This window comes from Chitinophaga qingshengii (assembly GCF_014529935.1).
GTDB lineage: Bacteria > Bacteroidota > Bacteroidia > Chitinophagales > Chitinophagaceae > Chitinophaga > Chitinophaga qingshengii.
Map to the genome: position 1 here is coordinate 143418 of NZ_JACVFC010000007.1, position 13949 is coordinate 157366.

The window sequence follows — 13949 nt, forward strand, 5'->3', positions numbered from 1 at the left end:
AAATGGCTATTAACTTACAAAAGGGACAAAGGATTGATATTGGCCTGTCCAGCATCAGTGTAGGACTGGGATGGGAGCCGAACGAAGGCACCGGTGCGGCTTTCGACCTCGATGCATCCGCTTTTATGATCGGAGAAAACAGGTTAATCCCCGAAGAACGTTATTTCGTTTTCTATGGCAACACCGACTCACCGGACGGCGCGCTGCATCATACCGGCGACGACCCTACCGGCGGCAACAGCGACGGCGGCGACGATGAAACCATCATGGTGGATCTCACCAAAATAGATCCACGGGTAAAAGAAATCCTGTTCGTGGTAACCATCCACGACGCTATCGCCAGAAGACAGAACTACGGCCAGGTAAGGGATTCGTATATCCGTATCGTGGATAACGCTACTTCCCAGGAAATCGCTAAGTACGAACTGGGAGAGGACTTCTCCATCGAAACCGGCGTGGAATTCGGCCGCCTGTACGAAAAAGACGGTAAATGGAAATTTGAAGCTTCCGGTAAAGGATACAAGGAAGACCTGGCATTTTTCCTCTCTAAATATTTTCAGGGACAGATCATTAAATAACCTATATATGGCGATCAATTTAGTAAAAGGTCAAACCATTGACCTCCGTAAAAATGACCAGGGAGAAGAATTTGACCTCTCTACGGTAACCATCGGACTGGGATGGGATGTTAGACAGAAAAAAGCGGAAGGCGGCGGCGGTTTCTTCGGAAAACTTTTCGGCGGCGGTGCCCAAAAAGAAGAAGAATATGACCTCGATGCGGTAGCTTTCCTGCTGGATAACAACGGTAAGGTAGCCAACCTCGGTCGTACGATGCAAACCCGCGACGGTAGAAGCGTTGGTCTGTATGAAGGAGACGTGATTTTCTTCAACTCCATGAAACATCCTTCCGGCCATATCTGGCTCACAGGCGATAACCGTACCGGCGCCGGCGATGGCGACGATGAACAGATCATCATTAAACTGAACCAGATGGATCAGCGCTATGATAAAATCCTGTTTATGGTGACCATCTACCAGGGCCGCGCCAACAACCAGCACTTCGGTATGATCGAAAACGCCTTCATCCGCGCCGTAGACGCCAGAGGTAAAGAGATCGCGAAATTCAGCCTCTCCGGTGATAGCACCTACAACGGTATGTGCTCCATGACTTTTGCTGAAATATACCGTAAAGACGGCGCCTGGAAATTCAGAGCCATCGGTAACCCGCACCAGTCAGATAACTTCGTGGACGAACTGAAAAAACTGGTGTACTCCTGATCCCCGGAAAAATGATTTAACTTACTGTAGCAAAAATTGTTAGCCCTGTCAACAAAAGCAGCGCATTTAACCAACATTTTATGAGAAGACTACCTGTATACCTCTTGCTGGACACCTCCGGCTCTATGAGCGGAGAACCAATAGAGGCCGTGAAGAATGGCGTGCAGATAATGATCAGTTCATTACGTCAGAACCCGCAAGCCATAGAGACTGCGTTCATCAGTATTATTACTTTCGATAGCTCCGCCAGACAAGCCATCCCCTTAACGGACCTGGCTTCCTTCCAGATGCCGGATATCCGCGCTACCGGTACCACCGCCCTCGGTGAAGCCCTGCAACTGGTCAGCCAGTGCATCGACAGGGAAGTGGCTAAAACCACCACCGAACAAAAAGGCGACTGGAAACCACTGGTATTCATCATGACGGACGGTGTGCCTACCGATAGCTGGCAGAATGGCCTCACTGCCTTCAAACAGCGTAAAACCGCGTATACCGTAGCCTGCGCCGCCGGTCATGCTGCGGATACTGCTGTACTCAAACAGATCACGGAAAATGTGGTCAGCCTGGACACTGCCGACAGCGCCACCATCTCCCGCTTCTTTGCCTGGGTAACCGCCTCCATCGGCGTAACCTCTACCCGCGTGGAAGACTCCGGGAAAGAAGTGACCGGCCTCCATGAACTGCCACCACCACCCGCTGAACTGAATATTGTAGTGTAAGACTTAACGTACATATATGCGACGACTACCGGTATATTTCCTGCTGGACACCTCCGGTTCCATGTATGGGGAGCCCATTCAGGCATTGAACAATGCCCTGAGCGGAATGATCAACAATCTTCGTATGGATGCCCACGCCCTGGATTCCCTGTGGCTCAGCATTATCACGTTCGACAGGGAAGTAAAGGAACTGGTTCCGCTCACCGAACTGGTGAGCTTCCAGTTGCCCGAAATCACCTGCCCGCAGAGTGGCCCTACCCATACCGGCCAGGGACTGGAATATCTTTACGGTAAAGTGGTCAAGGAAGTACAACGCGGAACGCCCACCCAGAAAGGAGACTGGCGTCCGCTGTTGTTTATTTTTACGGATGGCAAACCATCGGACCAACAACTGTACCGGGAGATGATCCCCAAAATCAAAAGCCTCAACTTCGGCGCTATCGTAGGATGCGCCGCCGGTAAAGCGGCCGATAACGATATGCTCAAAGAACTCACCGGTACCGTGGTACACCTCGATACCGCCGATAGCGCTACGCTGCGCCAGTTCTTTAAGTGGGTGTCCGATACCATCGAACAAGGAAACAAAAGCATGGGCACAACGGAACAGGTTACCCTGCCGCCGCCACCCCAGGAAGTGAATTTAGTGATCTGATCAACAACTTATGAACGTAAAATTGATAGGGCATGACTTTAAAAGTCTGCAGGTAGAACTGACACACAACGAGAAATTCTATTGTGAAAAAGGCGCGCTGATTTATTATGAGGAAGGTATCAACTCTTCTGTCAACGTTTTCGATAAAGGCATCGCCGGCGTACTCAAAAGAAAACTCACCGGTGAAAGCATTTTCCAGGTAGAGCTTTGCAATACCAACATTAATCCAAAAAAACTGATGGTAGCCGGCAAAGTCGGTTTGTTACCCATCAACCTGAAAAATATCCCCGGTGGCATCATCTGCCGCTCCGGTTATTATGTGGCCTCTTCTGATAAGGTAGATATCGACGCGAAGCTGAACCTTACCTCCCTCATCGGCGGTACCGGCCTCATTATGCAGAAAATCACCGGCCACTGTACGGTATTCCTGGACGTGATCGGAACACCTACCACGCTTGACCTGGGCGCGGGGCAGACGGTTTTTGTGGATGAAAAAAGTTTTATCTGTATGAATGCTGATATGCAAAACAGAATGTCGTCCCACTTTTCCGGCAGCAATATGCTCGGCGGAGAAGGGATCTCGATGCTTAAAATTACCGGACCAGGCACCGTATACGTAACCTCCGTAAACTTCAGATAATGAGAAGACTCCCCATTTATTTTCTGATAGATGTCTCCGAATCCATGGTCGGAGAACCGGTTCAACAGGTGGAAGAAGGCCTGTCCCAAATTATTCAGGCCCTCAAAGCCGACCCCTACGCTATTGAAACCGTCTGGGTTTCTATCATCGTCTTCGCAGGACAGGCCAAAACACTGGTACCCCTGCAGGAGATCATCAATTTTTACCCGCCCCGTTTCCCCATCGGCGGCGGTACCTCGCTCAGCAAAGGCCTCGGTCATCTCATGTATGAGCTGCGCAAAAACCAGGTGAAAACCACCTACGAACAGAAAGGCGATTGGAAACCCATCGTATTCCTGTTCACCGATGGCGTGCCGACGGATGATACCCGCCCGGCTATCGCTGAATGGAAACAGAACTGGCAACGTACGGCTAATATGGTCGCGGTTTCCTTCGGCAACGAAGCGGATGTGCATGTGCTGAAAGAACTGACGGAAAATATCATCCACTTCAAAAACAGCAACGCTGCGGCGTATAAACAGTTCTTCAAATGGGTGACGGATTCTATTAAAACCAGCAGTGAAAGTGTGGAGAAAAACGCCTCCGGCTTTGAACTGGCGAATATATACGGCGGCGATACACTGAGTAAGGTTGATCTTACGAAACCTATTCCGCCCCAAAGTTATACAGACAGTAACTACGCGGTGCTGGTAGGCAAATGCCAGAACCTGCAACGTAATTACCTGGTGAAATACCGCCGCTCGGAAGAAGAGGCGAAGATATATGGACTGGATCTCAACCGCCTGTCATACCGGCTGGTAGGGGCTTTTCAGGTAGATAATACCTACCAGGAACTGTCCGATAGCTCCGCAGGCCCTTCCCGCATCAACAGCGATGAACTGATCGGTAATCCTACCTGTCCCTGCTGTGGCAACCAGGTGGGTTTCGCCATGTGCGTATGCGGCCAGATACACTGTATCGGGGAAGAACATATCAGTACCTGCCCCTGGTGCGGCAATAAAGGTACCTACGGTATCGGGGAAGGCGGGTTTGATGTTAACCGCGCCCAGGGCTAAAAGGCAGCAACAGCATGGGAAAAAAGTATATACGCGAACTATTTGCTGCGAAACAAATTACGATTGCCAGCAGCAAAGAACAGCTGTTTGACGCCTTTCTGAATGATACTGCTAATCAACAGATCGCGCAACAGATTCTGGAAAATCAACAACGACTCATGGACATATGGCAGTATAAAAACCGGTTGGCAGATATACAACAACAACCCGTGACCATTCCCAATGCCACGGTGGGCAAGCCTTACCAGGCTACGCTCGACTTCCGGCAGCTGAATTGGTCCGATGTAACGTGGACGGCTATCGAAGGACTGGAAGAATTCGGTCTGCAATACGACGCGGCTACCGGCGCCATTGAAGGTACGCCGGTAAAACCCGGCGATTACCGCCTGCGTTTACAGTTCCGACTGGCAGGTGGAGATGCGGAGGCTGCGGCACATGAGAAACTGCTGCCGCTGGTCATAAATCCGAACCCACGGTCTCTATGGAAAAATATTCCCAGCGATACCGCCGATCCTTTCTGGAAAGCCGATGAGGTGGCCGAATGCGCGCCCCTCGGCGATCGCTGGGTGACGGTAGCTTCCAAACGGGGACGCTCCCACGCCAACGTGGGCTCGTTCCGCGACGACGACTACGCCTTCCGCCACCTGGAACCCTCCGGCTGGAGTGTGCTGGCCGTGTCCGATGGAGCGGGCAGTGCGAAGCTCTCCCGCGAGGGCTCCCGCCTGGCTTGCGCCGGCATTACCGATTACTTTGAACAATACTTCAACACTGCGCCCACAGCGGATATCGATAAGTTATTCGAAGAGCACGCCAGTGGCACGGGCATGGATACCCAGAAAAAAATCAACCACCTGGTATACGATACCCTGGGAAAAGCCGCTTTTGCCGTTCATAAAAAACTGGAGGATTTTGCCACCGCACAGCAGGTTTCCATAAAAGATCTGCATTCCACCCTTATCTTTGTGCTGCTGAAAAAATATGCATTTGGCTATGTCATCATGAGCTTTGGGGTGGGAGACTGTCCCATTGGACTGCTGAACAAAGACTGTTCGGCCATCACCCTGATGAACCGGCTCGACGTAGGAGAATTTGGCGGCGGCACCCGGTTTATTACTATGCCTGAAATCTTTACGAGCGACAAGTTCCCGACACGCTTCGGGTTTAAACTGGTACCGGATTTCGCGTATCTCATGCTGATGACCGACGGTATCTACGACCCTAAATTCGTGGTGGAGGCCAACCTGGAGAAGATCGACATCTGGAAAACATTCCTGGACGACCTGAACGGCAATAACCCGGAAAATACCGCGCTGCCGTTAGGCGATCATTCCCCGGAAAGCGCCGGCCGACTCGCCGCCTGGATGGACTTCTGGAGCCCCGGAAATCACGACGACCGGACCCTGATGATCATCAGTTAATTGCATTTTGATTAGGTAACACCGTAATATCATGAACACAAAAACCGTCCATTCCGTCATCAATGCAGGCAAGTCTTATCAATACGTTGATAACGGCGAACCTATGCGCGGCGGTATGAAAGATGTGTATTTCAGCCCCGATAAATCATACGTGGTGGCCTTCTACCGGGATGACCAGGATTTCAGCTCCCGCGAACGGCTACGTAAAATCGTCACCGAATACTATAACAGTTTCTTTAACCGCGAAGGCGGTCATTACTACAAGGACCTGTACTGCTGGCCTACCGACATGGTGGAACTGGACAAAAAAGTAGGGCTCATCGTTCCCTGCTATAATCAGAATTTCTTTTTCAAAAAAGGATACGCTTCCAACGATCTGATCAAAGGAAAAGAAAAAGAGGGCAAATGGTTCGCTTCTCCCAAATTCCGGAATAAACAGTTCGCACTGCGCCTGGATGAAGCAGAACTGGGCAACTGGCTCAGCTATTTCCAGATCGGCGTCAATATCGCCAGGGGTGTAAAACGCCTGCATGCCGCCGGACTGGCCCATTCCGACCTTTCCTATAAAAACGTGCTGGTGGACCCCGTGAGCAAATCGGCCGCCATCATCGATATAGATGGACTGGTAGTACCCGGCCTGTTTCCGCCGGATGTAATCGGCACCGCCGATTTTATTGCACCGGAAGTACTGGCTACCAAACACCTCGATGTTAAAGATCCTAACCGCAAGCTGCCGAACCGTCTTACCGACCTGCACGCACTGGCGGTAATGCTCTATATGTACCTGCTGTACCGCCATCCGCTGAAAGGAGGTAAGGTACACGACCTGGATACGGAAAAAGACGATCTGCTGTCTATGGGCGAAAAAGCCCTGTTCATTGAACATCCGCAGGATACCTCCAACCGGCCCAAGCCCAACCAGCTGAACCCGAAGGAACTACCCTGGGCAGATGTGAACAAAATGCCCTACACCATCGTGGGCCCGTACCTGAAAGAGCTGTTTGATCAGGCTTTCATTACCGGCCTGCATCAGCCCAACAACCGGCCGCCGGCTGAAATGTGGGAACAGGCATTGCTCAAAACCACCGACCTGATGCAGCCTTGCAGCAATGCGGCCTGTGAACAGAAGTGGTATGTGTTTGACAATACCATCTCCCCGAAATGCCCTTTCTGTGGTACGCCCCATAAAGGCACACTGCCGGTACTGGACCTCTACTACGAGTTTAAACCCACCGTCTGGAAACCGGAAAACCACCGGTTGATGGTGTACCATAACCAATACCTGTTTCAATGGCATGCCAACCGCAATATTATCCGTAATGAGCGGCTCACGCCCGAACAGAAAGTGCCGGTAGGCTACTTCACCTTCCATCAGGGCAAATGGGTGCTGGTGAATCAAAAACTGAACTCCCTGAAAGACCTGACGGAAGATAAGGAGATACCCATCGGCACCATGGTGGAACTGACAGATGGTAAAAAACTGCTGCTGTCCCGCGAAGAAGGAGGGAGGGTAGTGATTATTACAATGGCGAACAAATAAGAACAATAAAAAAACACACTAAAAATGAATTTTGCAGAACTATTCCAACAAATTATTGACAATCCCGTCCCATCGGCGATCGTGGTGGGAAACCTGATTATCATCGAAAGTCTGCTTTCGGTAGATAACGCTGCCGTGCTGGCCACGATGGTGATGGACCTGCCGGAACACCAGCGCGACCGTGCGTTGAAGTACGGTATCTTCGGCGCTTATTTGTTCCGTGGCCTGGCCATGTTATTTGCCTCTTTCCTCATCCAGTTCTGGTGGCTGAAAGCACTGGGCGGCCTGTACCTGCTGTACCTGGTATTTAGCTGGGCAAAAGAAAAACGTGCTAAAGCCAAAGCTGCCGAAGCGGAGGAAGAAGAATCCATTGACAAGGAAAAGAACTGGCTGTATAAGATGACAGTAGGCGCTATCGGTCCCTTCTGGGCTACAGTAGCCCTGGTGGAGCTAATGGACATGGCCTTCTCTATCGACAATATCTTTGCGGCAGTAGCCTTTACAGATAATATCCTGCTGGTATGCCTCGGCGTATTCATCGGTATCCTCGCCATGCGTTTTGTGGCACAGGCTTTCGTACGACTGATGACGAAGTTCTCTTTCCTGGAAACAGCAGCCTATGTGGTGATTGCGATCCTGGGCCTGAAACTGTCGCTGTCCCTGTGGGAACACTACAATACAGAATCGCCGATCACTAAATTCCTGGAAAGCCACATTGCTGACGTATGGACATCCATCCTGACAGTAGGCGTGTTCGTTATTCCGATCCTTACTTCTTTCCTGTTCAACGTACCTAAAAAAGGGCGCGCTGTTGAGCTGGAAAGCAAAAAAGCATAACCAATAACCAAATAAGAAAATAACCAAATAAAAAAAATTGCATTGGTCTTCGGGCTGATGCAATTTTTTTTAGAGGGTATCGGTATTGAGCATCGTGCGGAGGATGTTGGTCTGCACATCGTAGTTGCCGATTTTCTGGAGGAAATCTACTTCGGAGATTTTATCATAATACTGTTGTAACAAAGCCCGTACATTGTCCGGGATAGCGGTTTTCAGGATATTGGCCCTGCTTTCGAGCTGATCGTTTTTATCGGTCAGTTCGTGCATGATCCTGGCTTTTTTAGACAGGCTGTTGCTCCAATCGATATCCGGGATGGTGGATAGATCGCACAGCAGGAAGAGATTTTTGGACGGGAAGAAGAGGAAATGCCGGTCAACATCCAGGAAACGGTACACTTCCGCGATCATGCCACCGGTTTTAAGACCGCAGAAAAACTCCGTACGGAAATCGTGTTTGCACAATAGTCCCATGAGTTTTTTCTGGATGGTGGCGTAATTGTTTTTGTAAACATCGGCCGCATCATATTGAACGAGGGCCATCATCTGGTCGGCGGAGATATCGTAATAAAAATCCTGCGAGAAGCGGCTGCTGAAGGTATTGATGTTTTTGGAGAAGGGATATTCATCCGTATTATCAGACAGGGTCTGGTACAACCTGCGGAGGGACAGGTTTATTTTCAGCGCTTGTTTCTGTTTGTCGAGATCGTAATTTTTTTCCGAAAAGACGGAGCTGTTCAGCTTTTCTATCATCTCCTTGTTGAGCTGTATTTCATCGTAGATCAGGCTTACGTTTCTTTCGTTGGCGGCCTTGATCTTCCGTAGCAGTTCGATGGCGGAGGCAGTGTATTGTAAGTGGAACAGCTCCAGCTTATTAATATCCAGTTCGGGATTGCTTTCAAATAACTTATGGACAACCTGGCTTCGGAGATATATTTTGTAAATAATCTCTTCTTCAAAAAAAGCGGACAGCAACTGTAGTTTGCTGTTGGTTTTATTTGAGTCACTTAATATAATCGCCAGGTTATCCTCCATTATCTAAACACGGTTAGCTCACGTTAGTTACATTTTTCTTCAGCTCTGATTCCAGGTTTTGCAGTTCACCGTTCAGCACTTTACGGCTTTCGGCGCCCTGGTCGTGGATTCTCTTCACTTCATGCAACGTTTCGATCAGCGACTGTGTGGTACGTTTCAGTGTTTCGATAGATACCACGGTCTTCTCGTTTTCCCTGGCTACCTCGATACTGTTCTGTTTGAGCAGGTCTGCATTTTTCTGCAGGATGGTATTGGTAGTTTCAGAAACTTTGCGTTGCATTTCCACATTGGCCTTCTGGCGTTGCAGCGCTACCGCGATGGTAAGCTGGTTTTTCCAGACAGGGATGGTAGTGGAAATGATAGATTGTGCTTTTTCAGCGATAGAAGTGTTGTTGTTCTGCACTAACCGGATCTGTGCCAGGGACTGCAGCATGATGAAGCGTACAATCTTCATGTCTGCCAGTCTTTTATCCAGGCGGCTCACGAAATCCCGGAGGTCCGCAATTTCATAGTCCTGGTAGTTGCCGGCATTGGCTTCCATTTCCGCCAGTTTCTGGCTCAGTTCATTGTATTTGAGCTGACCGGAAATGATCAGGTCTTCCATCTGCTTGATGTAGTTGACATTGCTGTCGAACATGGTTTGCAGGGAACTGTTGTCTTTCAGGGAATTGATACGGCCCGCCTTGATCTTGTTGGTGATCTTGTCGATATTGGCAACTACGGTATCATATTTCTGGAAGAGTTTCTGTGTATCCAGCACGAGTTTTTTCAGGAACGGTACTTTAGAGAGGAAGCTCTTAAAACCGCCCTGGTTCAGCTCATCTACATCGATGTAATTGAGTTCGGTGAGCAGGTCGTTGATCAGGCCACCTACTTCTCCGGAGTTGTAGGTACGCACAGAGGTGAGGAACTCGTTGCTGTAGCGCTCCATGGAGCTTTGTACGTCGGCGCCGTAGTTCAGGATAGAGTTCACGTCGGAGGTAACCAGCGACTTGTTGAGCTCATTGTATTTCTGCGTTTCTTCCGGGGTGATACGGGTAAGGTCGGTGTTGCCGTCCTTGTCCAGTCTTACCGCGGGAAGCGCTGCCTGATCAGTTATGTTTGGATTAGATTCCATAAGGTATCATGATTAATAAGTGATAGCATTACAAAGGTAAGGACTACAGGTATTGCCTGGACACAGTGTCCACGGTTTCCTGCAGCTTACGGTCGCGGGTGGGTTCACCGATGGCGTTGAACTTCCATTCGCCGTTTTTCTTATAGAAAACGCCCATTACCATCGATACGTGGCCGGCAAATCCGGGACCGCTGGCGATGTCGTAGGTGGCAAATACTTCATTCACACGGGAAGGGGTGCCTTCGTATATGCGGATGGAAGCAAACGGAATAGTCCCAAAGTCGTGTCCACGGAAGCTGTTGAGTACAAAAGCCACATAGTTCACGCTGGGATTCAGGCGGGAGAGGTCCACGGTGATCACTTCGTTGTCCAGGCCATCGTTGCCGTTCATATCGCCGGTGAGGTCATCACCGCTGTGGCGGATGGAGTTGTCCTGGGACCGGAGGTTACCGAAGTAAACCACTTCCAGCAGTTGTTTTTGTTCATTGAACAAAGCGCAGCTACCGTCCAGGTCTACCGCTTCCTTGGTTTTAGACATGCCAAAAAGCCCTTTCTTTTCGATAGCGCCCCAGTTGATGCCTACACAGATATTTTGGAGTTTGGAGCCATTGCTTTTTTCAAGACTGATGCGTTGGCCCTTTTGAAGATTGATTGCCATTTGTTGTGGGTGATTTAATGGAACAGATTAGTTGTATTTGTTCAGGTAATCCTGCAGACCGCCTTTCATGCCTACGCCTACGGCTTCGAATTTCCATTCGTCGTTGCGTTTGTAGATACGGCCAAATTCTACGGCTGTTTCGATGGAGAAATCTTCTTCCAGCTCATATTTCAGAATTACTTCGTTGGTAGCGGCATCCACTACTCTCACGTAGGAGTTTCTTACCTGGCCGAAGTTCTGCCTTCTGGCTTCAGCTTCGTGAATGGTTACTACCACGCATATCTCGGAAACATTTGCATCAATTTTGGAGAGGTCAATTTTGATTTGTTCGTCATCGCCGCTGCCTTCACCGGTGAGGTTATCGCCAGTATGTTCTACTGCGCCGTCGGGAGTTTTAAGGTTGTTGTAAAACACAAAGTGCTGGTCGGACAGGAGTTTTCTGTTATCTCCCATCACAAAGATAGAAGCGTCCAGGTCGAACGCGCTGCCGGTGGAAGATGAGTTGGTATCCCATCCCAGTCCGATCGTGAATTTGGGAGCATTAATCGCCTGCCGTTGTCCTTTTTGCAAATTAATTGCCATGTTGTATGCTTTTATGTTTTCTAAAAATATACTGGTTAATATACTGAAGATTTCGCTGATATGCTTCGATGGTATGGTAACCGTTGCCGATAGCCATATCATACAAAATATTGATAAACTGGTCTGACTGATTTTGCAGGAAAATACAAAATGAATCGAAATCGTAGTTGAGAATATATTTTACGATCCGGGTATTGATGGCAAACCGTTCATCCTGCACAATTTTCTCCAGGTGGAAGATGGATTTAACAAAATGATAGTTCAGGTGGTTTTCGATGTTGGGATGGATGTTGTGGTTCTGTAACTCCGCATAGTACAGCAGGTACATGTCATTGGTCAGCTGGTAGGCATCCACCATTTTGAGTATCATCCGCTCGTGTCCGCCGGTAATGCGGATATCATCCAGGAACACGACGGTTTTGCCGGCCAGGAATTCCCGGTCTATATGAAACGAATCGTTCCCGATCAGTTTCATGCGTTGTTCGGCATCCAGTTCACCGTAATCTTCCTTGTAGGTGATGGTACGGTGTACTTTCGTTTCCTGTAATACCGGGTGCCCGTGGGCTGCCAGCCAGCGGTTGAGCCGGCACACGAAGTGGTTCTTCATGGCAAAGGTAGCCGTGGGAATGAACGCATACGGACTGGATACCACCACCAGTTGCGGCACTTCCCGTCCTTTCAGGTGATGGTCTATAAACCCATCGGCCAGGGCGGTGCCGAACTTTTCCGCTACCAGATCGTCTCCAAATTTGAAACGGCTGTAGTCATCCGGACAAAACCCGAACTGGCTGGTATCTGTGATTTTATGTAAGGAATAAGTCTGTGTCATTAGTTGAGCAGGCTTGAGATACATTGATGATTGGAGTTGACCAGTAACGTATGAATGCCGGCCTTGCTGGCGCCTTCGATATCTGCTTTTACGTTATCGCCTATATGTATGATCTGTTGGGGAAGAATCGTTTCCCCGTTCCTGGTAGTGGTAACGGTTTCCAGCATGAGCCGGAACATTTCCGGATTGGGTTTGGACACCCCGGTTTCATCTGAATACAGCTGAAAATGCAGGTAATTGCCCAGTTCCAGTTCCTGTAATACTTTACGCAGGGTGCGTCCTTTAATGAACGCCGTGTTGCTCAACAGGCCCAGGGTACAATCCTGTCGCTGGTGCAGTGTGCGCAGCACATTTTTGGTAGCGGAACAATACGCCATCGGCGGGTATTTGAAGACAATCGCTTCCATTTCGTCGTACAACGCCGCCAGGTCGATGGTACTAAAATCAACTTCATGGTCATTCATCTCACTGATCACCATCAGGTGCAGGGTATCCGTATCTATATTACCGCCGGTTTTTTCATTGATGGCATTGCTCATCAGGTCTATCCGCCGGAAGATACGTTCCACTTCTTCCAGGGATTTCTGCCGGTGGTTAAAGTGATCGAAAAAAAACTTCGTCCGCTCCTTTTTGTAGGACGGATTAGATCTGATCAAGGTTAACCAGAGGTCAAAAGAGTAATGCTGATAGCTGTTCATTCGTTGGTTATGGTGTATAATACTGCACAAATCGGGGTTAAACCTATTTATGAGAGCATAGTGTGAAAATAACTATTGTTTACAAACGGGACATTCATTTTTCGATTTGCATGACTAAGCCGGGTAGGTATCAAAAAGCCTGCCGTAGTGTTTGTTAGCTAATATAATACTTAATCGGGCAAGGAAAATGAAAAAATTGCAGGATTAAAGGTTTGATAATAAATGAAAGTTGCCAAAATGACAACTTATCTAGTGGTGCCGCACAAAAAAAGAAGGCGCCGGGTTTACCGGTGCCTCCCTGGTGTTTCCTGCTTTCCTACGCTGGTATTACCCAGTTCAGGTTATGTGGGTATCATCTCAGATTTGTTTTACCAAAACCACCCCATTTCAGAAACATCTTGCTAACTATGATAACAGAATCATGCCGGGAGATACCATGTCAAAAAATGCCTGGTTTTCAATCAAAACCTTTGCTGACACAGCCTTTTACTGTAGCAATGTTTGCACAAACGGTTCCGCATTCCGGGGAAATATTGCCTGTCCGCTTGCCGTGGTTTGGGACGGTAAGCCGCTACTAGAGGGAGCCTGGCAAACCGGTAGAGTCTTTGATCCTGATAAAACCTGTCGTATTGTTTCACCATTAAAAACCTTTCTTATGGCTATTGTTAAAGTGATTGAGGTGATTGCCTCCTCCGAAAAAAGTTTCGAAGATGCCGTGCAGAATGCGGTACAGGAAGTGACCAAAACGATTCACAATGTAGACTCTGTATTTGTAAAAGATTTGAAGGTACATGTGAATGACGGAAAAATCACTACATACGGCGCTATCTGCAAAGTGGCTTTCCGGCTTGATGACAAACGTTGACCAGCGAATGGGGATTGAGCCGGATTAAA

The 13949-nt window shown here is 48.9% G+C and carries 16 protein-coding genes; 10 read left to right on the forward strand and 6 right to left on the reverse strand.

The genetic code is table 11. The features are described from left to right. Positions 1-2 precede the first annotated feature (2 nt). The 9 genes from ICL07_RS31640 (at position 3) to ICL07_RS31680 (ending at position 8139) form a co-directional block, all read left to right on the forward strand. On the forward strand, positions 3-578 hold the full coding sequence (locus tag ICL07_RS31640) for a TerD family protein (RefSeq protein WP_188092066.1): 576 nt from the start codon (positions 3-5) through the stop codon (positions 576-578). A gap of 7 nt (positions 579-585) precedes the next feature. Then, positions 586-1278, forward strand: a complete 693-nt coding sequence (locus ICL07_RS31645) for a TerD family protein (RefSeq protein WP_188092067.1) — start codon at positions 586-588, stop codon at positions 1276-1278. An 80-nt stretch (positions 1279-1358) separates the two neighbouring features. Continuing rightward, positions 1359-1997, forward strand: coding sequence for a vWA domain-containing protein (locus ICL07_RS31650; protein WP_188092068.1), 639 nt, complete (start codon positions 1359-1361; stop codon positions 1995-1997). A 16-nt stretch (positions 1998-2013) separates the two neighbouring features. Continuing rightward, positions 2014-2649 carry a vWA domain-containing protein gene (locus tag ICL07_RS31655; RefSeq protein WP_188092069.1) on the forward strand — a complete coding sequence of 212 codons (636 nt, stop codon included), beginning with the start codon at positions 2014-2016 and terminating at the stop codon, positions 2647-2649. A gap of 10 nt (positions 2650-2659) precedes the next feature. Further along, the gene (locus ICL07_RS31660; RefSeq protein ID WP_188092070.1) at positions 2660-3289 is read left to right on the forward strand and encodes an AIM24 family protein; all 630 of its coding nucleotides are present in this window, start codon (positions 2660-2662) and stop codon (positions 3287-3289) included. After that, on the forward strand, positions 3289-4344 hold the full coding sequence (locus ICL07_RS31665; protein WP_188092071.1) for a TerY-C metal binding domain-containing protein: 1056 nt from the start codon (positions 3289-3291) through the stop codon (positions 4342-4344). Before ICL07_RS31660 ends, ICL07_RS31665 begins: the two co-directional genes overlap by 1 nt. 14 nt (positions 4345-4358) lie before the next feature. Next, positions 4359-5762: a PP2C family serine/threonine-protein phosphatase gene (locus ICL07_RS31670; RefSeq protein ID WP_188092072.1), complete on the forward strand. Its 1404-nt coding sequence runs from the start codon at positions 4359-4361 to the stop codon at positions 5760-5762. 31 nt (positions 5763-5793) lie between these two features. Beyond that, complete coding sequence (locus ICL07_RS31675) at positions 5794-7302, forward strand: helix-hairpin-helix domain-containing protein (RefSeq protein WP_188092073.1); 1509 nt, start codon at positions 5794-5796, stop codon at positions 7300-7302. A 24-nt stretch (positions 7303-7326) separates the two neighbouring features. After that, positions 7327-8139 carry a TerC family protein gene (locus tag ICL07_RS31680; protein WP_188092074.1) on the forward strand — a complete coding sequence of 271 codons (813 nt, stop codon included), beginning with the start codon at positions 7327-7329 and terminating at the stop codon, positions 8137-8139. Positions 8140-8208: 69 nt separating this feature from the next. Here the strand turns inward: ICL07_RS31680 and ICL07_RS31685 are convergent, their stop codons facing one another. From ICL07_RS31685 to ICL07_RS31710, 6 genes are read right to left on the reverse strand one after another with little or no spacing between them, the layout of a single operon-like run. Further along, positions 8209-9171, reverse strand: a complete 963-nt coding sequence (locus ICL07_RS31685) for a hypothetical protein (protein ID WP_188092075.1) — start codon at positions 9169-9171, stop codon at positions 8209-8211. Positions 9172-9184: 13 nt separating this feature from the next. Continuing rightward, positions 9185-10288, reverse strand: a complete 1104-nt coding sequence (locus tag ICL07_RS31690) for a toxic anion resistance protein (protein ID WP_188092076.1) — start codon at positions 10286-10288, stop codon at positions 9185-9187. 43 nt (positions 10289-10331) lie between these two features. After that, the gene (locus ICL07_RS31695; protein ID WP_188092077.1) at positions 10332-10946 is read right to left on the reverse strand and encodes a TerD family protein; all 615 of its coding nucleotides are present in this window, start codon (positions 10944-10946) and stop codon (positions 10332-10334) included. Between the two features lie 27 nt (positions 10947-10973). Next, entirely contained in the window at positions 10974-11528 is a 555-nt protein-coding gene (locus tag ICL07_RS31700; protein WP_188092078.1) for a TerD family protein, read from the reverse strand. Then, positions 11518-12357 carry a phosphoribosyltransferase family protein gene (locus ICL07_RS31705; RefSeq protein ID WP_188092079.1) on the reverse strand — a complete coding sequence of 280 codons (840 nt, stop codon included), beginning with the start codon at positions 12355-12357 and terminating at the stop codon, positions 11518-11520. The genes ICL07_RS31700 and ICL07_RS31705 overlap by 11 nt, the downstream gene beginning before the upstream one ends. Then, on the reverse strand, positions 12357-13013 hold the full coding sequence (locus ICL07_RS31710) for an HAD family hydrolase (RefSeq protein ID WP_223152160.1): 657 nt from the start codon (positions 13011-13013) through the stop codon (positions 12357-12359). The genes ICL07_RS31705 and ICL07_RS31710 overlap by 1 nt, the downstream gene beginning before the upstream one ends. A gap of 697 nt (positions 13014-13710) precedes the next feature. Here ICL07_RS31710 and ICL07_RS31715 point away from each other — a divergent pair. Then, entirely contained in the window at positions 13711-13920 is a 210-nt protein-coding gene (locus ICL07_RS31715) for a dodecin family protein (protein WP_188092081.1), read from the forward strand. The last annotated feature ends 29 nt before the right edge of the window (positions 13921-13949 follow it).

Bases quoted from the DNA above. Each gene is read 5' to 3' on its own strand.
- ICL07_RS31640 (WP_188092066.1), top strand. From the start codon at position 3: ATGGCTATTAACTTACAAAAGGGACAAAGGATTGATATTGGCCTGTCC.
- ICL07_RS31645 (WP_188092067.1), top strand. From the start codon at position 586: ATGGCGATCAATTTAGTAAAAGGTCAAACCATTGACCTCCGTAAAAAT.
- ICL07_RS31650 (WP_188092068.1), top strand. From the start codon at position 1,359: ATGAGAAGACTACCTGTATACCTCTTGCTGGACACCTCCGGCTCTATG.
- ICL07_RS31655 (WP_188092069.1), top strand. From the start codon at position 2,014: ATGCGACGACTACCGGTATATTTCCTGCTGGACACCTCCGGTTCCATG.
- ICL07_RS31660 (WP_188092070.1), top strand. From the start codon at position 2,660: ATGAACGTAAAATTGATAGGGCATGACTTTAAAAGTCTGCAGGTAGAA.
- ICL07_RS31665 (WP_188092071.1), top strand. From the start codon at position 3,289: ATGAGAAGACTCCCCATTTATTTTCTGATAGATGTCTCCGAATCCATG.
- ICL07_RS31670 (WP_188092072.1), top strand. From the start codon at position 4,359: ATGGGAAAAAAGTATATACGCGAACTATTTGCTGCGAAACAAATTACG.
- ICL07_RS31675 (WP_188092073.1), top strand. From the start codon at position 5,794: ATGAACACAAAAACCGTCCATTCCGTCATCAATGCAGGCAAGTCTTAT.
- ICL07_RS31680 (WP_188092074.1), top strand. From the start codon at position 7,327: ATGAATTTTGCAGAACTATTCCAACAAATTATTGACAATCCCGTCCCA.
- ICL07_RS31685 (WP_188092075.1), bottom strand. From the start codon at position 9,171: ATGGAGGATAACCTGGCGATTATATTAAGTGACTCAAATAAAACCAAC.
- ICL07_RS31690 (WP_188092076.1), bottom strand. From the start codon at position 10,288: ATGGAATCTAATCCAAACATAACTGATCAGGCAGCGCTTCCCGCGGTA.
- ICL07_RS31695 (WP_188092077.1), bottom strand. From the start codon at position 10,946: ATGGCAATCAATCTTCAAAAGGGCCAACGCATCAGTCTTGAAAAAAGC.
- ICL07_RS31700 (WP_188092078.1), bottom strand. From the start codon at position 11,528: ATGGCAATTAATTTGCAAAAAGGACAACGGCAGGCGATTAATGCTCCC.
- ICL07_RS31705 (WP_188092079.1), bottom strand. From the start codon at position 12,357: ATGACACAGACTTATTCCTTACATAAAATCACAGATACCAGCCAGTTC.
- ICL07_RS31715 (WP_188092081.1), top strand. From the start codon at position 13,711: ATGGCTATTGTTAAAGTGATTGAGGTGATTGCCTCCTCCGAAAAAAGT.